18 protein-coding genes are annotated in these 19,039 nt (G+C 69.1%); 9 read left to right on the top strand and 9 right to left on the bottom strand.

Annotated elements, in window-relative coordinates; translation table 11 throughout:
• Window positions 1–53 precede the first annotated feature (53 nt).
• Window positions 54–1,379, bottom strand: coding sequence for a glycoside hydrolase family 18 protein (locus AB0B68_RS17110; protein ID WP_357260929.1), 1,326 nt, complete (start codon window positions 1,377–1,379; stop codon window positions 54–56).
• 145 nt (window positions 1,380–1,524) lie between these two features.
• Here AB0B68_RS17110 and AB0B68_RS17105 point away from each other — a divergent pair, with 145 nt between their 5' ends.
• Window positions 1,525–2,409: a bile acid:sodium symporter family protein gene (locus AB0B68_RS17105; RefSeq protein ID WP_357260926.1), complete on the top strand. Its 885-nt coding sequence runs from the start codon at window positions 1,525–1,527 to the stop codon at window positions 2,407–2,409.
• 59 nt (window positions 2,410–2,468) lie between these two features.
• Here AB0B68_RS17105 and AB0B68_RS17100 read toward each other — a convergent pair whose 3' ends face one another.
• From AB0B68_RS17100 to AB0B68_RS17090, 3 genes are all read right to left on the bottom strand, one after another.
• The gene (locus AB0B68_RS17100; protein WP_196926210.1) at window positions 2,469–2,888 is read right to left on the bottom strand and encodes a PPOX class F420-dependent oxidoreductase; all 420 of its coding nucleotides are present in this window, start codon (window positions 2,886–2,888) and stop codon (window positions 2,469–2,471) included.
• Between the two features lie 137 nt (window positions 2,889–3,025).
• Window positions 3,026–4,657, bottom strand: coding sequence for a hypothetical protein (locus AB0B68_RS17095; protein ID WP_357260923.1), 1,632 nt, complete (start codon window positions 4,655–4,657; stop codon window positions 3,026–3,028).
• Window positions 4,654–5,541 carry a hypothetical protein gene (locus AB0B68_RS17090; protein WP_357260920.1) on the bottom strand — a complete coding sequence of 296 codons (888 nt, stop codon included), beginning with the start codon at window positions 5,539–5,541 and terminating at the stop codon, window positions 4,654–4,656. Before AB0B68_RS17090 ends, AB0B68_RS17095 begins: the two co-directional genes overlap by 4 nt.
• Window positions 5,542–5,830: 289 nt before the next feature.
• On the opposite strand from AB0B68_RS17090, the gene AB0B68_RS17085 reads away from it, so the two are divergent.
• A complete protein-coding gene (locus AB0B68_RS17085; protein WP_357201785.1) occupies window positions 5,831–6,724 on the top strand; it encodes an NAD(P)-dependent oxidoreductase in 894 nt (297 codons plus the stop codon).
• 1 nt (window position 6,725) lies between these two features.
• On the opposite strand, the gene AB0B68_RS17080 is transcribed toward AB0B68_RS17085, so the two are convergent.
• The 4 genes from AB0B68_RS17080 to AB0B68_RS17065 all read right to left on the bottom strand — a co-directional run bounded on the left by AB0B68_RS17080 (window position 6,726) and on the right by AB0B68_RS17065 (window position 9,777).
• Window positions 6,726–7,829 (bottom strand): glycoside hydrolase family protein, encoded by a 1,104-nt coding sequence (locus AB0B68_RS17080; RefSeq protein WP_357201781.1) that lies wholly within the window; start codon window positions 7,827–7,829, stop codon window positions 6,726–6,728.
• 177 nt (window positions 7,830–8,006) lie between these two features.
• Window positions 8,007–8,354, bottom strand: coding sequence for a thioredoxin (gene trxA, locus AB0B68_RS17075; RefSeq protein ID WP_357201778.1), 348 nt, complete (start codon window positions 8,352–8,354; stop codon window positions 8,007–8,009).
• On the bottom strand, window positions 8,333–8,716 hold the full coding sequence (locus tag AB0B68_RS17070) for a MerR family transcriptional regulator (protein WP_357201775.1): 384 nt from the start codon (window positions 8,714–8,716) through the stop codon (window positions 8,333–8,335). Before AB0B68_RS17070 ends, trxA begins: the two co-directional genes overlap by 22 nt.
• A 98-nt stretch (window positions 8,717–8,814) precedes the next feature.
• Window positions 8,815–9,777 (bottom strand): AraC family transcriptional regulator, encoded by a 963-nt coding sequence (locus AB0B68_RS17065; protein ID WP_357260917.1) that lies wholly within the window; start codon window positions 9,775–9,777, stop codon window positions 8,815–8,817.
• A gap of 214 nt (window positions 9,778–9,991) precedes the next feature.
• Here AB0B68_RS17065 and AB0B68_RS17060 point away from each other — a divergent pair, with 214 nt between their 5' ends.
• The 4 genes from AB0B68_RS17060 (at window position 9,992) to AB0B68_RS17045 (ending at window position 14,956) form a co-directional block, all read left to right on the top strand.
• Entirely contained in the window at window positions 9,992–11,533 is a 1,542-nt protein-coding gene (locus AB0B68_RS17060) for an NAD(P)/FAD-dependent oxidoreductase (RefSeq protein ID WP_357260914.1), read from the top strand.
• A gap of 114 nt (window positions 11,534–11,647) precedes the next feature.
• Window positions 11,648–12,847 carry a low temperature requirement protein A gene (locus AB0B68_RS17055; RefSeq protein WP_357201766.1) on the top strand — a complete coding sequence of 400 codons (1,200 nt, stop codon included), beginning with the start codon at window positions 11,648–11,650 and terminating at the stop codon, window positions 12,845–12,847.
• A gap of 159 nt (window positions 12,848–13,006) precedes the next feature.
• Complete coding sequence (locus tag AB0B68_RS17050) at window positions 13,007–13,903, top strand: acetyltransferase (protein WP_357260911.1); 897 nt, start codon at window positions 13,007–13,009, stop codon at window positions 13,901–13,903.
• A 75-nt stretch (window positions 13,904–13,978) separates the two neighbouring features.
• Window positions 13,979–14,956, top strand: coding sequence for an alpha/beta fold hydrolase (locus tag AB0B68_RS17045; RefSeq protein ID WP_357260907.1), 978 nt, complete (start codon window positions 13,979–13,981; stop codon window positions 14,954–14,956).
• 43 nt (window positions 14,957–14,999) lie between these two features.
• Here AB0B68_RS17045 and AB0B68_RS17040 read toward each other — a convergent pair whose 3' ends face one another.
• The gene (locus tag AB0B68_RS17040; protein WP_357201758.1) at window positions 15,000–16,088 is read right to left on the bottom strand and encodes an aldo/keto reductase; all 1,089 of its coding nucleotides are present in this window, start codon (window positions 16,086–16,088) and stop codon (window positions 15,000–15,002) included.
• A 139-nt stretch (window positions 16,089–16,227) separates the two neighbouring features.
• Between AB0B68_RS17040 and AB0B68_RS17035 the strand changes: the two genes are divergently transcribed.
• The 3 genes from AB0B68_RS17035 (at window position 16,228) to AB0B68_RS17025 (ending at window position 18,896) form a co-directional block, all read left to right on the top strand.
• Entirely contained in the window at window positions 16,228–16,833 is a 606-nt protein-coding gene (locus AB0B68_RS17035) for a TetR/AcrR family transcriptional regulator (RefSeq protein ID WP_357260904.1), read from the top strand.
• A gap of 59 nt (window positions 16,834–16,892) precedes the next feature.
• A complete protein-coding gene (locus tag AB0B68_RS17030; protein ID WP_357260902.1) occupies window positions 16,893–17,072 on the top strand; it encodes a hypothetical protein in 180 nt (59 codons plus the stop codon).
• Between the two features lie 207 nt (window positions 17,073–17,279).
• The gene (locus AB0B68_RS17025; RefSeq protein WP_357260899.1) at window positions 17,280–18,896 is read left to right on the top strand and encodes an ABC-F family ATP-binding cassette domain-containing protein; all 1,617 of its coding nucleotides are present in this window, start codon (window positions 17,280–17,282) and stop codon (window positions 18,894–18,896) included.
• Window positions 18,897–19,039 lie beyond the last annotated feature (143 nt).

Here is a 19,039-nt window from a genome sequence, read left to right as displayed (position 1 = left end):
CCCGCCGCCAGCCGAGGAGTCGGCCGGCGGCGGGCCGGGTGGATCGGGTACGGCTACCAGGTCGTCAGACCGAGGCCGATCGTCTTGGTCAGCGTGGCGTTGTCGTCGTCGCCGTCGAGTGACCAGATCATCGCGCCGGCCAGGCCGGCCCGTCGGATGTAGAGCGTCTTCTGCAACACGACCGCCGGATCGTCGTACGTCCACAACGTCGTACCGTCGAACAACCAGGCGTGTCCGGCGCGCAGGTCGCGATGCACGGTGTAGCCGTTGCCGGCCAGGGTCTTGAGGTTCTTGTAGTCCTCGTACCCGGCCTCGAAGGTGGCCGGCGCGGGCCCGGTGGCCGGCTGGAACAGACCGTTGCCGCCGCCGGTGATGCCGGTCCAGCCGCGACCGTAGTAGGGGATGCCGAGCACGAGCTTGTCGCGCGGCGCTCCACGGGCGATCCACCCGTCGATGGCGACCTCGACGGAGAAGTCCGGGTTGTCCGGGGCACCCGCCGGGACGCGTAGCGCCGACTGCTGGTTGGCCCGTGCGTCCCAGCCGCCGTGGAAGTCGTACCCCTGCACGGTGGCGAAGTCCAGGTACTTGAAGATCTTGCGGCCCTCGTAGCCGGCGTCCATGGTGGCCGGGCTGGCCGGCAGGAACGCGGTCAGCGGGTGATGCGCGCGGGTCGTGCGCCCATACCCGTCGAGCTGCCGGCGGAACTCGGCGAGCAGCTTGGTGAAGTTTTCCCGGTCCTCCGGGCGGATCACGTTGCCGGGCTCACCGTCTGAGCCGGGCCACTCCCAGTCGAGGTCGATGCCGTCGAAGACGCCGGCCCCGGCACCGGCGGTGGTGCCCGGCAGGTTGCCCTTGAGGTAGAGGTCGATGCAGGACGTGACGAACGCCTTGCGGGACGCGTCGGTGCGGGCCGCGTTCGAGAAGTACGTCGACCAGCTCCAGCCGCCCAGCGAGATCAGCACCTGCAGCTTGGGGTGCTTGGCCTTCAGCTTGGCGAGCTGGCCGAAGTTGCCGTTGAGCGCCTGGCCCGGGGCGTCCGCGACACCGTCGACGCTCTCCTCGGCCGGGACGGGGCGCTGGTAGTCGGCCCAGGCGTCGCCCTCACCCGGCCCACCGTCGACGTAGCAGCGACCGTCCTCGCTGACGTTGCCGAAGGCGTAGTTGAGGTGGGTGAGGCGGCTCGCCGCCCCGGAGGTTTCGAGCTTCTTGACCGGGAAGGCCCGGCCGTAGATTCCCCACTGGGTGAAGTAGCCGACCCGGTGGTAGCCGGCGCGTTCGGGCTTGGCGCCCGCGTTCGCGGCGGTCGGTGGGGCGGCGGTGACCAGAAGGGTCGTCAGAGCGACGACGGCGGTGAGACGGCGGTGACGGAATGGTCGCATCGGCACACTCCACGAGACATCAAGCAGAATTAGTTAAGAGACTTATCTGATTGATGAAGTTAAGCCGGTCACCGTCTACGGTCAAGAGGCGTCCGTCCGCACGGGGGATTGTGAACGCGTTACCCGGTGGTAACGATGTTGTGCCATGGACTCCGCCCTGACACTGATCGGACTACCCGTCGCACTCGGCATCATCATGCTCGGTCTGGGTCTAGGACTGACCATGGCGGACTTCCGCCGGGTGGCCCAGCATCCGCGAGCCGCCGTCATCGCCCTGGTCTGCCAGGTGCTCGTGCTGCCGGCGCTCTGCTTCTGCCTCGTCCTCGCGTTCGACCTGGCACCCGAACTGGCCGTCGGCATGATGCTGCTCGCCGCGTCACCGGGCGGCACCACCGCCAACCTCTACAGCCACCTGTTCGGCGGGCACGTGGCCCTGAACATCACCCTGACCGCCATCAACTCGGTGCTCGCCGTGTTCACCCTGCCGATCCTGGTCAACCTGTCGGCGGCGTACTTCCTACCCGACGGCAGGAGCATCGGCCTGCAGTTCGACAAGGTGCTCCAGGTCTTCGCCATCGTGCTCGTCCCGGTCGCGATCGGCATGCTCATCCGGGCGCGGATGCCCCAGGTGGCCGAGCGGCTGAACCGCCCGGTCCGGATCCTCTCCGTCGTCGTACTCGTCGCGGTGATCGCCGGCGCGGTGCTCGGCGACCGGGAGAACATCGCCGACTACTTCGTCTCGGTCGGCCTGGCCGTGCTCGCCTTCAACCTGCTCAGCCTCGCCATCGGGTACGGGGTACCGCGCCTCGCCGGCGTCGACCGGAGCGCCGCGACGGCCGCCGGCTTCGAGATCGGCATCCACAACAGCACCCTGGCCATCACGATCGCGCTCAGCCCGGCGCTGCTCAACAGCACCCAGATGGCGATCCCGGGAGCCGTCTACGGCATCGTCATGTTCTTCACCGCGGCGGCCTTCGGCTACCTGGTGACCCGCGTCGGCGCCCGGTCCGCCCCCGCCCTGACGCCCTGACGGCCGGCGCCCTGTCGCCCCGACGGCAGCCGTCGAGGCGACAGGGCGGACGGCAACGGTCAGCCGACCTGGTTGTTGTCCTTCTGCGCACCCCAACCGTGCCAGCGGTCGATCTCGATCAGGGCGCTGACCCGGGCGCGTTCCCGCCGTGGGTACGCGTTGCCGGTGTAGTGCTTCGACAACCGGTCGATGTCCGCCAGGCCCTCGTCAGGGCGCAGTTCGGCGACGTGCCCGATGATGCTGACGTGGGTGTACCAACCAGCCTCGTCGAGCACGGTGAGGGACACCCGGGGGTCGTTGCGGACGTGCTCCAACCGGCGGCGGCTCTCGTCCATGTTCACCAGGATCCGGCCGTCCTCCCACAGGTACCAGGTGGCGGCGGACACCGGCTGACCACCGTTGCGAAGCGTGGTCATGACGGCCGGGTTCGGCTTCTGCAGCATGGCGACCGCGGCCTCGGGAAGCGGTGGCTTGGACATGAAGTCTCCTCTTCGCGACAACGTTTACCCCTGCACGTTACGCACCTGCCGGCTCCGATCAGGATCTGATCGGGATCGTGGCGCGATCGGGGTCTGTCGCCACGACCGCGAGCGGACGGCTGGTGCCCCACGAGCCACTATCTCGGAGGCTCAGAAGCGCCGAGACGGTCTCTCAGTCGAACCTCCACCCGCCGTAGCCGTTCGTACAGGGGTGGCCGCCGGCCGACGCCGTGCCGGTCGTAGACGTCGTTGAGGACCCGCTCGGAGCGACCGACGACGAACAGCGCCGTAGTGAGCAGGATAAAAAGCGCGCCGGTCGTCGAAAGCACCTGTTCGGACGAGACGCGCCCGATCAGGTAGGCGATCACTCCGGACAGGACGGCCGTCGCGACCGAAGCCGCAGCCAGGGTGAGGAGAAGCCCACGGATGGCCTTGTACGCCGACTCGCTCCGAGGAAACATTCCTGGCTCGAGTCGGGTGACGGTGTTGATGAAGGCCATCGCGCCGAGCAGAGCGAATGCGCCGGTGGCGATCCACCACGCCCGCGAGTTGCCCAACAGCAGCGGTGGGACGATTTCCCCCACGCCCAGCACGACAGGGATGGCCGTGTCGCGAAAGGTAGGAGTCCACCGCATGACAGTGGAGAACCACAGATACTCATATGACACGATGATCAGACATGCCAGCGTCAAAGACGACTGCGCGAGGGTCGGCAAGAGTGGCAGGGGATCGGTGTCGCGTCTCAGTGTATTGACGGTTTCGACGACGAGTACGCTCAGAGCCACACCCTGAATGATGCTGATGTTCATCAGGTAGCCCTGCGGGAATATCTCAATTGATCGCTTCCGCAGGATCTGCTGGTCAAGTGGTTGAAGTATTCGTTTCCGCTTCCCAGCGGTAGACGTCGTGTCGGGGGAACTTTCGACAGCAGCGAGATTGTTGTCGACGAGCGGCACTGTGGTCGTATCAACAACATCGGCCTCGCCGAAGTAACGGCTGGCGCAGTAAGCGGTCATCACCGAGAAGGCCGCCACGAGCACGAGAGCCGCCACGGGTATGGCGGTTGGCACCGAGGTGCTCGTCTCGGTGAATGTGATCAGCGCAGCAGAGCCCAGTAGCGAGGCGAAGGACAGTTGGGTGGCGAGGCGCGACACCTTCGTAGCCAACTCGAAGCGACCGGCTGACTGTCGGCCGAAGAGCAACCGCAGAAGGAATGCTGCCAGCAGAGTTGTGCCGAGAGCGCCGACGGCGACCCAGTCGGGCCATCCGTAGAAGGTTGCTTGGCCCTTCAGGCTTTCGAGGTGGTCTCGAACACCACTCCACATGAGCAGGACGAGCACCGTTGGAAGGTACGACACGAGGATGCTGCGTAGAAAACCGATAGCGGCAATGCTGAGCGAGCGCCCCTGTGGCGCATCGTGCTGAAGGTCGCAGAGCAGAATGTAAATCGCGTACATCAGCATCGCGCCGGCAATGCTGAAGCCCATTCCGGCCACCGTCTGCACGCTCGCGACGCGTGCCGAACCGATAGGTTCTCCCGCCACCAGGGCATAGTCCAGGCTCGCTGTAACCAACCCGATGAAGGCGCTCACCAACGGCCCGAGACTCCTCAGTACCGTCGTTGCCGCGTTCCGGGCCGCCAACTGGGTGGTCACGAGGCCGACCACCCCGGCGAAGCCGAAGCCGGCGAGGACACCGGCGAGTTGGGAGTAGTAGCCAGCCACAGTAGGGAGGTCGGGGATGTCCGCTGTCCGCCAGACCAGCATCATCCAGCGACCTCGACATCGGTGGGCGATTCGTTGGCTCGATCGGACGAGCTCGGCGGATGGTGATGACAGGTGCGGGCAGCCAGGGCGGCGAACAGAGCCAGGATAACGAAGGCGGCGACCTCGATGAATATCTGGAGCGCATCGGGTAGCAGGAAGTCCGCCGGCATGGTGGCGACCGCGATAGCGCCGACAACTGTGATCGCGGGTACCCCGATGATGAGATGTGCCATGGCGCGGGCGGTCCAGGACGGCGGCGGTACCGTCGGTCTCCAAAAGACGATCAGTGCGGTCAGTGCGAGGAAGGCGAGGAGGAGGGTTAAGCCAATTCCAAGCCCATAGGGCCGGGAGAATGCAACTTGGCTGCTCGCCCGGCAATCCTCGGCGGGGCTGGTGCCCAGGCACTCCTTGAGAGAGAGATCCATGCTCGACCCGGCCACAAGCAGCATGGCGATCGTCGGTCCGACTACTCCTAGGAGGACTCGCGCCGAGGCCAGCATTGGCTCGAGGTGAGTGAACGGAGTGGCAACCAGTGCGGTACAGAAGAAGATGCCGAGGATGGCCAGGCAGAAAGCCGGCCCGTTGACCATCATCCCAGAAAGCGAGTTCCCGCTGTCCGGAGAACCGCCGGCGAGCATGCCGTACAGCACCGCGCATACGACCAGCCCACCCAGCGTGTTGAACAGCACGACCGTCACCTGTTGACGTACGTCGAGCTGGCTCTGTTTCGATCTGGGAAGTCGCTGAGCGGGAATGCCGGCATCCTCAGGCTGCCGGCCCAGATAGGACAGAAGAGTTGTGAAGGCAAACCCTGCCAGCACGCCGGCGATCTGCGAGTAGAGGCCGGCAGTCGCACCAATGTTGATGAAGGGCTGGGTGTCGAGCACAGGTCCCCCCATGGGATCGGATACGGGAGAGGTCCCACCGTGCGTCGCCTCTGACCGACTGCAATTGGGTACGGAAAGCGTGCCATTATGCTGCGGCTTGGCGCATCGGCTGAAAGTTGCGTCACGTTCGATGAATCAGCAATAGGCCTGTCTGGATCCCGCAGATTGCTTTTCGCTTACCGTGCTGGCTGCTACGCTCCGCCGTTCTGCGATCGGATCGGCCGCCCGCATCGGCGGGCTTGACCCACCCGCCAGCGGGTCATCGTGCCGGGCCGGAGAGGATGTGGTCATGAGCATCTCCGCACTGCCCAGGCGTGTCGTCGTCACCGGCGCCTCCGGCAAGCTCGGCCGCGCCGTCGTCGCCCACCTACGGGCCGCGGGTGTCGACGTGCTGGCGGTGGACCGCGCCGGCGGCCGCGACCCCCGCGACGTGGACGGCGAGTTCCTCCTGGTCGACCTGACCGACTACGGGCAGGTGGTGGAGGCGTTCACCGGGGGCGCCGACGAGCACGCGGGCGGCGTCGACGCGGTCGTGCACCTGGCGGCGGTCCCGGCCCCCGGGCTGATCTCGAACGCGACCACGTTCGCGAACAACTCCGCCGCCACGTACAACGTGTTCGCCGCCGCGCGGGCGGCCGGGATCAAGCGGGTCGTCTGGGCGTCCAGCGAGACGGTGCTCGGGTTGCCGTTCGACACGCCGCCGCCGTACGCGCCGGTCGACGAGGAGTACGCGCCCCGGCCCGAGTCGACGTACTCGTTGAACAAGGCACTTGAGGAGGAGATGGCCCGGCACTTCTGCCGGTGGGACCCGGAACTGGTCATGGTGGGTCTGCGCTTCTCCAACGTGATGGACGTCGAGGACTACGCGCCGTTCCCCTCGTTCGACGCCGACCCGCAGCTGCGCCGGTGGAACCTGTGGGGCTACATCGACGCGCGCGACGGGGCCCAGGCGGTCGAGCGCGCGCTCGCGCACGACCAGCCCGGTGCCGACGTCTTCGTCATCGCCAACGCCGACACCGTGATGACCCGGTCCAGCGCCAGCCTGATGGCCGAGGTCTACCCAGGCGTCGAGATCCGCAAGGAGCTGGGTGAGCACGAGACCCTGCTCAGCATCGACAAGGCCCGCCGGGTGCTGGGTTACGAGCCGCGGCACTCATGGCGAGATCACGTGGACGTGCTGTAGGTCAGCGTGCCGCCTGGTAGGCGCGACCGACGGCGGTGGCGGTGCTGCCGGTACGGAACAGGCCGGTCTGGTCCTTGTCGGTCGCGGGCAGGCCGAACCACGCGTACCGCTGAAGCCAGGACAGCCCACCCAGCATCTTCGTCGCCGCGGTGAGGAACGCGGCCTGCTGTGCCTGGGTGGGGAAACGGACGCCGTTGGAGAAGTCGATCAGGGCGAACTCGGTGAGCCAGACCGGCAGGTTGTACCTGTCGTGCACGGCCTGGAGGTACGACTTGAGCTGGTTGACCGCGTTGGCCGTGGTGAAGTCACCGCCGTACCAGTGCAGGGCGATGAAGTCGACACGATAGCCGCGCTGCTTGGCCCCGGCCATGAACCGGTCGAGCCACTCGCCCTGCCGGTCGCCGCCCCAGGCCACTGCCGGGCTGCCCAGCGGCAGGCCGGTGGCCTGCAACTGCGGCCACAGCTCAAGCGCCTGCTCGACGGTCATCTCGGCCTGGCCCTTCAGGTCCGGCTCGTTGAAGCCGAGCAGGTAACGGCCGTTCTGCTTGGCCTGTTGCAGGTTGCTCGCGGTGACGCTCTTCGCCCCCCAGATCATCGGGACGAACTCGGTGCCCTGCGGGCTGGTGACGCCCTGGTGCTTCACGTCCCAGGTGTAGTACCAACTCGCCCCGGAGTTGGCCAACGCCTGGCTGACGCCGTCGAAGGTCCACACGCCGACGCCCTTGCGCTTGGAGGTCACCGCGGTGGCCGCCGGGGCGACCGGACGCCCGGATGTCGGCTTCGCCGCCGGCGTCGACGGGGGAGCCGTCCCCGTCGGGCTCGCCGTGGCGGCGGGCGTGGCCGCGGCGGGTGTGCCCGGCAGCGGGCTCGTGGACGGTGACGCGTCGAGCGCCTGCGTCGCCGCCGGGGCGGGCGTCGGCCCGGTCGGCTGCACCACGACGATCACACCCGTCACCAGTACGGCGACCGCGGCGGCCACGAGCAGCGGCCACAGCAGCCGCCTCACGTTGTTCGGGAGGCGGCCGAGCATCCCGCGTCGGGGTTCCGCGTGGACGCCCCGGTTCCCCCTCGCGGCGTCCGCCTCACCCTGGCCGGTTGCGCGCATCGTCTCGACTCCCTCGTTCGGTCGTACCGCTGACTGACGGAGACGATGACGGAAGATCCGTCACCTGCCTCCCCTCAGGAGACTGGCCGGCCGCACCGGGATAACGATTTCCACAGCTGACGATCTCGGGCGAACCCTGGGCGTCTGGACCGACCCCCGGGGGCGCACCGCTGGCCGTTACCACCCGGCCTGCGCGGTCAGGGTCTCTCGCAGGTACGTCTTCGGCCTGGACCCCACTGTCGAGCCGACGACCTCGCCCTGACGAAACACGAGCAGCGTCGGCAGGGACATCACCCGGTAGCTACGGGTCGCTCTGGGATTCTCGTCGGAGTTGAGCTTCGCCACGACCATCCGGTCACCGAACTCCTGGGCCAGTTCGGCGAGGCTCTTCTCGATGGCCTTGCAGGGGGGACACCAGTCCGCCCAGAAATCGACGACAACGGGTCGGTCGCTGGCCAGCACCAGCTCCGCGAATGTGTCGTCCGTGACGGTGACCAGCGAGCCTATGTGCGTCTCCTGGGGCATGTCTTCTCCCGATGTGCGATCGCCTGAGTGAGTTGACTGTGCAGTTGCTGGCGCACCGCGCCGAGCCGGTCGATGACGGCCTCGACTTCGACGATCTTGCGCCGCAGCACCAGCACCGAGTCCGGGCAGACGTCACCGGACGTGTTGCCGGCCCGGAGGCAGGCGACGAACGGCCGAACATCGTCGAGGCCGAACCCGACGTCGAGCAGCGCCCGGATCTCCCGTACGACGCGTAGCTCCGACTCGTCATAGTCGCGGTAACCGTTGGGGGAGCGCTGCGCCCGTACCAATCCGTGCGCCTCGTAGTAGCGCAGCGTGCGAGGGCTCGTGCCGGCCCGCTCAGCCAGCTCGCCGATCAGCATCCAACCTCCTCCATCGGCCCGTCGCGACCACGCTAAACCTTGTCGTCAGCGTCAAGGCAAGGGCCGACCGTGCGGAGGGCGGGACGAGGCGACGGTCGTCACCGACGCAGGGTCGTGGACGGTGTCTCGCCGAAGCGGCTCCGATACTCGGTCGCGAACCGACCGAGGTGCACGAAGCCGTGTTGCAGGGCAACCGTCGTCACGGACGCCCCCGGCGCGGCGGAGCGGAGCGTGCGGTGCGCCGCGTCGAGCCGGCACGCCCGCAGGTACGCGGTCGGGGTGATCTGCAGTTCACGGCGGAAGCAGTCCTGAAGTGTCCGTACGCTCACCCGTAGCGCCTGGGCGACGTCACCGACGGTCAGCGCCTCCCCGTGGTGTTCGGAGATCAGGGCGCAGGCCCGGCGGACGAGACGCCCGGGGTGGGCGTGCTGGCCCGGCTCGGCCAGCAGGTGGGAGTGGCTGTGCTGATGGGCCAGCAAAAGCTTGCCGATGAGCCCCTGTTCGAAGCGGGCGGCTACCTGCGGGTGGTCGAACAGGGACGCGTCCGCCGGCTGGGACAGCTCGTCGGCGAGGAACGCCACCCCGCGCGCCCACGCCTGCGCGGTCGGAGTGGTCATGAGCATGCCGACGTCGAGGCGGACCGGGTCGTCCACCGGGTGGCCCAGCAGGCGGGCGAGTTCCCGGTCGACGGCGCGCCGGTCGGCGTAGAAGATCCGGTGGGGTGATCCCTCGGACCACCGCATGTCCGAGGAGTCGTACGGGGACAGCACCGAGGCGACGTCGGGGGTCGAGGTCACTGTCTGACCGGCGTGCCGGACCATCGTGCTGCCGGCGCTGGGGATCTGGACGAGGTAGAAGGTCTCCAGGGCTGGCGGTTGGATGCGCACCGCCTGCCCGTAGTCCAGGTCGATGACGCCCACCCCGCCCGCCCGGCGAGCCGCCATCCGTAGTCGCACTGCGTGCACACCCGCCTGCGGGGTGAGCCGGTGTGGACAGAAGACCCGACCCACCTCGGCGCGAGCCCGGTCGACGTCGTCCGTCCGGACCGTCACCGCATCCATCCGACACCTCCCGGGCGTCCCGTCGCGCTGACCGTAAGGCGTGACCGGGCCGGACCAGATCCGAAAGCCGTCGACCCGACAGGAAAGGGTCTGGCTGCGTACCGCGGACAGCGCCCGCGTCGAGCGGATAGCGACCTTCGTGGCCTGCTCGCTAGCGTGCGAGCACCGCGGGCGGTCAGCGCCGGCACGGTTTGTACGTCCTTCGGAGGAGATCATGAGGATTGCCGTCGTCGGTGCCGGATTCGCCGGTGTGAGCGCAGCCAAGGTGCTGCGGCAGAGCGGATTCGACGTCACAGTGTTCGAGCGCGCGCCCGACGTCGGCGGGGTGTGGAGTCGTACCCGGCGATACCCCGGCCTGCACACCCAGAACGACAAGGGCACCTACCACCTCTCCGACCTGCCGATGCCCGCCGACTACCCGCAGTGGCCGTCGGGTGAGCAGGTCCAGCGGTACCTGGAGAGCTACGTGGAGAAGTTCGGGCTGGCCAGCGCGCTGCGCCTGTCCACGGAGGTCGCCTCGGCCGAGTTGGTCAACGACGAGACCGGGTGGCTGGTGACCTCGCGGCCGGCGGGCGCCCCGGCCCCGTTGACCGTGGAACGGTACGACCACCTGGTCGTCGCCAACGGCATCTTCTCCGACCCGGTCGTCCCGTCCTTCGACGGGCACGCGAGCTTCGCGGCTGCCGGAGGGCGCGTACTGGCGACGGGGGAGTTCCACGACATCGAGGCCGCCCGGGGCAAGAACGTCCTCGTGGTCGGGTACGGCAAGTCGTCCTGCGACGTGGCGGTCCCGGTGAGCGAGGTCGCCGCCCAGACCCACGTGGTGGCGCGTGAACTGCTCTGGAAGATGCCCCGCAAGCTCGGTGGAGCACTCAACTACAAGTACCTGCTGCTCACCCGGATGGGTGAGGCGCTCTTCCGTTACCTGCACCTGAAGGGCTTCGAGCGGTTCCTGCACGGCCCGGGGAACGGTCTGCGCAAACGTATGGTCGACAGCGTCGGCTCGGTCGCGACCCGGCAGTTCAACCTGCGCGAGCTGGGTCTCGTGCCCAACGGCAGCTTCGAGGACATCGCCCGCAGCACGGTCAGCCTCGCCACCGAGGGCTTCTTCGAGCGGGTCACCGACGGTCGCATCGCCGTCCACCGGGAACAGGTGATCACTGAGTTGCTGGTCGACGGTGGCCGGCCCGCCGCGCGCCTGACCGACGGCACGGTGCTCCCTGCCGACCTGGTGATCTGCGGTACGGGCTTCCGCCAGCACGTGCCGTTCTTCGACCACGCGTTGCACGCCCGGCTTCAGGACGACGCCGGCAACTTCATGCTCTACCGGCAGATCCTGCCGATCGGCGTGCCGCGGCTGACGTTCGCCGGCTACAACTCGTCGTTCTTCAGCCCGCTCAGCGCGGAGATGGCGGCGGTCTGGACGGCTGCGTACCTGCGGGGAGGGATCACACTGCCGACCGAGGTCCAGATGCGCGACGAGGTGCGCGCTCGACTGTTCTGGATGACGAAGCGCACCAACGGACGGCACGCTCGGGGCACGAACATCATCCCGTTCTCGATGCACAACGTCGACGAGGTGCTCGACGAGCTGGGGCTCAACGTCGGCCCGCTGACCCGGGCCCGGCAGTGGCTGCTCCCCGTCGACCCGGGCTCGTACCGCAGGGTGACGGCACAGATGATCCGGCGTACCGCCGACCCGGTATCCGCCATCAGCGACGGAGAGCCGATGAAGATGGATAAAATACGCAGATAGGCATCAGGTGGGCTGGTCGGCGAGGGAGGCTCGGGGGCGATGGCAGCGAAACGGGGTCACCACAGTGGTGCGCCCGTGCCGACGACCCTGGCCGGCTGAGCTGTCCCGCCGTCCGTGCTGACGCGCACCGAGTTCTTCCGTGGGCTCGGGGACAGCAAGAGCCCCCGCTCGGCGACCGTCCTGGAACTGCTCTTCGACATCGTCTACGTCTTCGCGCTGGCCCGCCTCGCCGGGCGGGTCGCCGACGACCTCACCATCGTCCGGCACACACTGCTGTCCGAGGCCGGCCAGACCGTCCTGTTCTTCACGGCGATGTGGATGATCTGGTCGCTCAACGCCCTGCTGGCGAGCACCTACGACCCCCGGCGCCCCGATCTCCAGGCCGTCCTGCTGGCGACGATGTTCGGCACGCTGGTGCTGGCGGTCACCCTGCCGCAGGCCTTCGGCCAACGCGGGGTCGTCTTCGCCTGCACGTACGTCGTCATCCAGGTCGGCCGACCGCTCTTTCTGTCGTTCGCCCTGCGGGGTCACGCGGGTCAGGCGTTCGCGCTCCGGGTGCTGACCTGGCACCTGGCGTCCAGCGTGCTCTGGATCAGTGGCGGCATCAGCGGTGGTCTCGGTCGGGGCGTCTTCTGGACCCTCGCTCTCGCCATCGAGTTGATCGGCGCCGCCACCACCTACCCCCTGCCCCGCATGGGCAAGCGACAGCTCACCGGCCTGGGGGTCACCGTCTCCCAGGAGCATCTCGCCGAGCGGTACAACCAGTTCTTCATGATCGCCCTCGCCGAGGTCGTGCTCGAAGCCGGCGCCGCGGTCAGCTTCCCGGGCTTCACCACCGAGGGAACCATCGCCCTCATCGCCGCGTTCGTGGCGGTCGTCTCGTTCTGGCGGATCTACTTCTACCACGTCAGATCCGGCCACGCCTCGACCCCGAGCGGGGAGGGGATCCAGCTGTCGCGGTGGGCGAGCTACAGCCTGCTGTTGATCGTCGGTGGCATCATCTGCACCGCCGTCGGCTTCGGTCAGGTCATCGAGGATCCGCACCCGCCGATCGACTGGGCTCTGGTGGTCATCATCTTCGGCGGCCCGGTGCTGTTCCTGATCGGTCGGAGCGTCCTGGAAAAGGAGAACCGATCCGCGCCACGGTGTCGGGCGCTGTACTTCGGCGCGGCGGCGCTGATCCTGGCGGCCCCGCCGATGGTGCTGCTCCCGCCGATCGCCGTGGCGGCCGTCGCGGCCGTGATCCTGGCCGGCATCACCGTGTACGACCAGCGTGCCCACAAGCGTGGGTCGGAGACCAACCCGACGCTGTGACGATCTGTTGCGGGCCGGCGACCAGTCCGCGTATGGTCGTCGGGCACGCCGTCGAGCTGGAAGGAGGTCAGAACAATGTCCGATGTTCTGCGCCCCCTCCGCGCTCCGGCGTCCGCGCGGATCTGAGTCCGGGGCGCGCGCTTCCCGGAGGACCAACCCATGACTGATCTGGTCATCCGTCCGCTCGTCGCGGGCGAGGAAAACCTGTTCGACTCCATGCCTGATCCGCTGCCCCAACTGCGCCAGGTCGCGTACGCCGACGGGATCGCCGGCGGCGGCTACCGGCCCGAGAACACCTGGGTCGCCCTCCGTGCCGGCCGGGTGGTCGGTCGGGCAGCCTGGGTCCTCCCGCCGGGTGCCATCGGTGCCCCGTGGTTGGAACGGTTCGACCTGGACGCCGAGCCGGAGGTGGGCGCCGAGCTGCTGCGTGCCGCCCACGAGGCGCTGGGCGGTCCCGGTCTGTACTACGCCGCGCTGCCGGCGCACTGGCGGCGTCGACCCGAGGTGCTGGCCGTGGTGCGGGCGCCCATGGAGGCCGCCCGGCTCGCCGGGCTGGTCGAGCGGGGGGAGCGGCTCCGCTGCTCCTGGACGGGCACCCCCCTGCCGGCGTCCTCCGGGCGGTACGAGTTCCGTCGACCCGTCGACGTGGCGGAGATCAACGCCCTGGTGGCCAGGACCGCCGAGCCGGACGTACTGACCGGCGTCGAGAACGCCCGAGCCGTCGGCGGCGTCGACCTGGCGACCGACCCGCTCGCCTGGCTGGGCGAGGCCACCGAGGAGTGGCGCGTCGTGGTGGACGCAGGTAAGCCGGTGGGCCTGGCCGGAACGGCCGGGGACGCCTGCTTCCCACTGATCGCCTACCTCGGCCTGCTCGACGAGGCCGCCCGGCCCGAGCTGCTGGCCGAGGCGGTCCGGGTGCTGGCCGCCGGTGGTGCCCGCGAGGTCATCGCCGACGTGGACTCGCACCGGGTGGCGGTACTGGCAGAGTTGGAGCGGACCGGCTTTCGACAGTTGCGCACCCGGGTCGTCTTCGCGCCGCCGAACAGCAAGGAATAGCTGACCGGGTGCGCCCGGTCACCCGGGCGCACCCCCTCAGCCGGCGTCGAACGCGTCCCCTGTCAGCATCTGACCATGCCGGAGATCATCGCGCTCCTCGTCGGCGGGTTGGCGCTCGTCGCGGCGGCGGTCGCCGGGCTCTACCTCTGGCCGGTGGGCCGCAGTGGGTTACGGGTCGCGCCGGCCCGCCCGCTCGACTTCGACACGGCCACCAGTGCCGCCGCGGCCCTCATCGCCGCCGAGACGGCCGATCCGGAGGTGCGACCGGAGTCGCGCAGTCGCCTGCTGAGCCACGGTTCCCGTACCAGCCGGGCCGTGCTGCTCTTGCACGGCTACACCCTCGCCCCCGAGCAGTACGAACGGCTGGCCGAGGAGTTCTTCGACAGTGGTTACAACGTCTGGGTTCCGCGGGCGCCCCGGCACGGGACCGTCGACCGGCGGGCCCACCACCGGGTCGAGGCCGGTGAGCTGACGACGTACGCCGCGCAGGGGTGGGCCGTCGCGGCGGCCCTGGGAGACGAGGTCGGCGTCGTGGGCATCTCCGGGGGCGCCGTGCTGGCCGCCTGGCTGGCCCAGGTGCCGGGAAACGTCGTACGGCATCTGCTGTTGCTGTCGCCGTTCTTTGCTCCTAATCCGCGACAGGCGCCGGCCTACGCGGTGAAACCGCTCATCACGCTGTACGGGCGTCGCGTTCTGCGGGATCGCGTCACGTCGCGGGGATACTCCCTCGCTGCCGTCACCCAGTACCTGACGATCGCGCGCACACTGCCGAAGCCGCCGCGGCGGACCGGTCTGCGGAGCGCGGCGGTCGCGATCAGCCCTCTCGACGGCGTGGTGGATCTCAGGGCGGCGGTCGACGTGCCGCGCCGGATCGCCGACGCGAACGCGATACCGCTGCGGGTGTGCACCCTGCCGGAGACGTTGGGCGTCGAACACAACACCCTCAACCTCGCCGCCCTCGGCGCTGAGGGCGACGAGCTGCGCCGGCTGTACGTGGCGCTCTACGAGGGTGCACCAGCACCAGAACCAGACCCCACACCAACCCACCGCTAAATCCCCCGCGGGGTAGGGGTAGGGGCAGGGGTCGTGCGAGGTTCTACTTGGCGTTGAACACCGGCGGGGCGTAGCCGGCCGGCTTGTCGCCGATGCCGAGGCCGGGGCTCACCACCCAGGACTGGTACTGCGGGGTGAACATCACGTAGGGCACCCCGAGTTGCGGAGCGCTGGCCTCGTCGAGACGGCGACGCGCGTCGGCCGGGATCTCGAAGTCGAGCGCCTCGAAGTTGCTGCCGATCTGCTCGGCGCTGCTCGCGCCGATGATCACCGAGGCCACTGCGGGTTGGGTGGCGACCCAGTTGATTGCGACCTGGGCCATGCTGCGGCCCAACTCGGTGGCGACGCTCTCCAGGGCGTCGATGACCTGCCACTCGCTGGCGCTGACCTCGCGGCCGCCAGTGTCGGGATTGGTCAACCGGCCGGTCCCGCTGAGGCCGTCGCCGCTGCGGCGGTACTTGCCGCTGAGCAGGCCGCTGGCGATCGGGCTCCATGCGGTGAGCCCCATGCCCATGGTCTGGGCCATCGCCACGTACTCCGCCTCGATGTCGCGGCTGACCAGGGAGTACGGCAGTTGCAGATTGATCATCGGGGCCAAACCGTGCGCCTCGGCGTAGCTCTGCGCCCGGGTGGCATACCAGGCCGGTACGTCGGAGAGGCCGGCGTACCGGATCTTGCCGGCACGCACCAGGTCGTCGAGAGTGTGCACCACCTCCTCGACCGGGGTGATCCGGTCCCAGGTGTGCAGCAGGTACAGGTCGATGTAGTCGGTGCCCAGTCGGCTCAGTGACGCCTCGACGGCCCGCATGATGTGCTTGCGGCCGTTGCCGCTCGCGTTCGGGTCACTCGGGTCGACGGTGTTGGTGAACTTGCTGGTGAGCACGAGCCGTTCGCGCACGCCAGCCCGCTCGATCAGCCGGCCGAGGATCTTTTCGCTCTCGCCGGCGGTGTAGAAGTCCGCCGTGTCGATGAAGTTGCCGCCCGATTCCAGATACCGGCGGAAGATCGGCTCGGCCTCCTCCTCGGTCTTGCCGTACGCGGCGTGGAATCCGTCGACGCCGAAGTTCATGGTGCCCAGCGCCAGCCGGCTCACCCGCAGACCGGACCGCCCGAGCAGGTAGTAGTGGTTCATCGTTGTGTCCTCTCGATCACGTGGCGGCCCGAGCGGACCGTTTTCCAGACCTTTGCTCGACAAAATTGGACCTGCAAGTCCAAAAGCCGAGCTAGGGTCAGTCGGGCAGGCACGAGGGGCAATCGGTGAGGGAGGTCTCATGACAAGGGCGCTGACCCGCAAGGGTGAGGCCACCCGGGCGCGGATCGTCGCCGGCGCCGCCGCCGAGATCCGTGAGCGCGGCGTCGACGAGGTACGCCTCGAGGATGTGATGGCCCACACCGGCACCAGCAAGGGCCAACTTTTCCACTACTTCCCGGACGGGAAGGAAGAACTGCTGCTGGCGGTGGCCCAGCACGAGGCGGACCAGGTCCTGCTCGACCAGGAGCCGATGCTCAGCAACCTGACGTCCTGGCCGGCCTGGCTGGCGTGGCGTGACCGACTGATCGAGCGCTACCGGGCACAGGGGGTGAAGTGCCCGCTCAACGGTCTGCTCGGCCAGACCGGGCGGCGGGCGCCGGGCGCACAGGCGATCGTGACCGGGCTCATGTGGCGCTGGCAAACCAAGATCGCCGAGGGCATCCGGCACATGCAGTCGACCGGCGACATCGCCCCCGAGGTGAAGGCCGACCGCGCCGCGGCGGCGCTGCTCGCCGGCATTCAGGGCGGCGTACTCCTGCTGCTCTCCAGCGGAAGGACCGACCACCTGGAAGCGGCCCTCGACCTCACCATCGACTCCCTGCGGGCAAGCGCCCGGACGGTCTGATCGTGTCAGGATCTGCCCGTCCGGCCGTGTCGGTCGCGGTCGGAGAGGGGCGGTCGATCATGTCGGCAGGAATGGCGGCGGCACTGGTGGGCGGCGGGGTCGTGCTCTGCGCTGGCCTGCTGCTGGTGATCATCGCCGTGCTGGGGCGTCGCGCTCGGGCCGGGCGACTGGCGGGCCGATACACGTCCCGGCGGGGAAACTCGTCGGACAACAGCTCGTCGAGCACGGGCGGGAGCTGAGCCGAAGCCGGCACGGTTATTCTTGCGCCCGAGTTCTGGGAGATCGGAGCAGACGTGGCAGGTGACGACGACATCTCCGGGTGAGCACCCGGACCGGCCGCCGACGGGCGCGTGATCGCGCCTCCGTCGCCGCGGCCTCCGTCGTCATGTCCTGCTTCCGCCGGGGTGCCGGTGTGCGCCCCGGATCGTCCTTATCCGAGGTTCCCCATGTCTGTTCGACCTGCTCTCACCGCCCATGACCTCGTGCGGGTCCGCGGCGACCGCCGGGTGCTCGACGGCGTCTCCCTGACTGCCGCGCCCGGCCACCGGATCGGCCTGATCGGTGAGAACGGCACCGGCAAGACGACCCTGTTGCGGGTCCTGGCCGGCGTCGACGTACCCGACTCCGGCACCGTCACTCGTCCACCGGACGTCGGCTTCCTGCACCAGGAACTGCCGTTGCGGGGATCCGCCACCATCGCCGCCGTCCTCGACGACGCGCTGCGCGAGGCTCGCGCCGACCTCGCCGAGCTGGACCGGATCGGCGTCGCGCTCGCCGACGCGCCGGAGGGCACCGAGCAGCACGACCGGCTGCTGGCCGCGTACGGCGAGGTGCTGGAGCGGGCGCAGGACCGCGACGCCTGGGACGCCGACCGGCGTGCCCGCACGGTCCTCGACGGCCTCGGTCTCGGCGGGCTGCCCCACGACCGAATGCTGGGCGCGCTCTCCGGTGGGCAACGTGGCCGGCTCGCCCTCGCGGCGACGTTGATCCGCCGGCCGAGCGCGCTGCTGCTCGACGAGCCCACCAACCATCTCGACGACGCGGCGGCGGCGTTCTGCGAGGACCAGCTCCGTGCCATGCCGGGGGTGGTAGTGGTGGCCAGCCACGACCGGGCCTTCCTGGACGCGGTCTGCACCGATCTCATCGACCTGGACCCGGCGGTCGACGGACCGGTCCGCTTCGGCGGCGGCTACACGGCGTACCTGACGGCCAAGCGTGCCGAGGCGCAACGGTGGCGGCGGCGCTACGACGAGGAGCAGGCGCTCCTCGCCGACCTGCGCGAGGCCGCCGCCGTGACCGGGCACCAGGTCGCCCACGGCCGGGGCCCGCGCGACAGCGAAAAAATGGGGTACGGGCACACCGCCGGCCGCGTTCAGAACCAGATCTCCCGGCGCGTCCGCCACGCCGTCCGTCGACTGGAGACGATCGAGCGCGACCCCGTTCCGGTGCCGTCGGAGCCGTTGCGCTTTCACGCGACGGCGCTCACCGTAGGCGACAGTGACGGCGTGATCGTCACGGCGGACCGGCTGGAGGTTCCCGGCCGACTGCGGGTGGCGCACCTGGAGCTCAGGTCCCGCGACCGGCTGTTGGTGACCGGCCCCAACGGTGCTGGCAAGTCGACCCTGCTCGCCGTGCTCGCCGGCCGGCTGACCGGTGCCGGAACGCTCTGGCGACGACCGGAGCTGCGGGTCGGCCTGCTCACCCAGGACAGCGTCTTCGCGGATGCGCGGCGGACCGCCCGGCAGGTCTTCGAGGGGGCCGTCGGGATGGAACGGGCCGCTGCCGTACCGCTGTCGTCCCTCGGGCTGCTCGCCCCGGCGGACCTCGACCACCCGGTGGCCGACCTGTCGGTCGGACAACGCCGTCGGCTCGCCCTCGCGGTGCTCGTCGCCGATCCGCCGGAGCTGCTCCTGCTCGACGAGCCCACCAACCACCTCTCGCCGACGCTCTGCGACGAGTTGGAGGACGCGCTGGGCACCGGCCCGGGTGCCATCGTCGTGGCCAGCCACGACCGCAGACTCCGCTCCCGCTGGCCCGGCCGAGAGCTCCGCCTCCCCACCTGAACCCACCCCCACCCCACCCCTCCCGCACCCCACCCCTCCCGCACCCCACCCCCCGGAACTGTTGATCATGAAGTTATCGCCACGACACGCCGCTGCGCAGGGCAATAACTTCATGATCAACGCGACGGGGTGGGAGGTGCGGT

It is taken from the genome of Micromonospora sp. NPDC049049, from assembly GCF_040649115.1.
Lineage (GTDB): Bacteria > Actinomycetota > Actinomycetes > Mycobacteriales > Micromonosporaceae > Micromonospora.
The sequence above is the reverse complement of the archived record's forward strand: the minus strand, read 5'-3'. Positions and strand labels throughout refer to the sequence as shown.

What these genes read in the sequence shown, in the direction of transcription:
- AB0B68_RS17105 (WP_357260926.1), top strand. Translation starts at nt 1,525, where the DNA reads ATGGACTCCGCCCTGACACTGATCGGACTACCCGTCGCACTCGGCATC.
- AB0B68_RS17080 (WP_357201781.1), bottom strand. Translation starts at nt 7,829, where the DNA reads ATGCGCGCAACCGGCCAGGGTGAGGCGGACGCCGCGAGGGGGAACCGG.
- AB0B68_RS17035 (WP_357260904.1), top strand. Translation starts at nt 16,228, where the DNA reads ATGACAAGGGCGCTGACCCGCAAGGGTGAGGCCACCCGGGCGCGGATC.
- AB0B68_RS17065 (WP_357260917.1), bottom strand. Translation starts at nt 9,777, where the DNA reads ATGGATGCGGTGACGGTCCGGACGGACGACGTCGACCGGGCTCGCGCC.
- AB0B68_RS17050 (WP_357260911.1), top strand. Translation starts at nt 13,007, where the DNA reads ATGACTGATCTGGTCATCCGTCCGCTCGTCGCGGGCGAGGAAAACCTG.
- AB0B68_RS17085 (WP_357201785.1), top strand. Translation starts at nt 5,831, where the DNA reads ATGAGCATCTCCGCACTGCCCAGGCGTGTCGTCGTCACCGGCGCCTCC.
- AB0B68_RS17040 (WP_357201758.1), bottom strand. Translation starts at nt 16,088, where the DNA reads ATGAACCACTACTACCTGCTCGGGCGGTCCGGTCTGCGGGTGAGCCGG.
- AB0B68_RS17070 (WP_357201775.1), bottom strand. Translation starts at nt 8,716, where the DNA reads ATGCTGATCGGCGAGCTGGCTGAGCGGGCCGGCACGAGCCCTCGCACG.
- AB0B68_RS17110 (WP_357260929.1), bottom strand. Translation starts at nt 1,379, where the DNA reads ATGCGACCATTCCGTCACCGCCGTCTCACCGCCGTCGTCGCTCTGACG.
- AB0B68_RS17100 (WP_196926210.1), bottom strand. Translation starts at nt 2,888, where the DNA reads ATGTCCAAGCCACCGCTTCCCGAGGCCGCGGTCGCCATGCTGCAGAAG.
- AB0B68_RS17045 (WP_357260907.1), top strand. Translation starts at nt 13,979, where the DNA reads ATGCCGGAGATCATCGCGCTCCTCGTCGGCGGGTTGGCGCTCGTCGCG.
- AB0B68_RS17060 (WP_357260914.1), top strand. Translation starts at nt 9,992, where the DNA reads ATGAGGATTGCCGTCGTCGGTGCCGGATTCGCCGGTGTGAGCGCAGCC.
- AB0B68_RS17025 (WP_357260899.1), top strand. Translation starts at nt 17,280, where the DNA reads ATGTCTGTTCGACCTGCTCTCACCGCCCATGACCTCGTGCGGGTCCGC.
- AB0B68_RS17030 (WP_357260902.1), top strand. Translation starts at nt 16,893, where the DNA reads ATGTCGGCAGGAATGGCGGCGGCACTGGTGGGCGGCGGGGTCGTGCTC.
- trxA (WP_357201778.1), bottom strand. Translation starts at nt 8,354, where the DNA reads ATGCCCCAGGAGACGCACATAGGCTCGCTGGTCACCGTCACGGACGAC.
- AB0B68_RS17095 (WP_357260923.1), bottom strand. Translation starts at nt 4,657, where the DNA reads ATGATGCTGGTCTGGCGGACAGCGGACATCCCCGACCTCCCTACTGTG.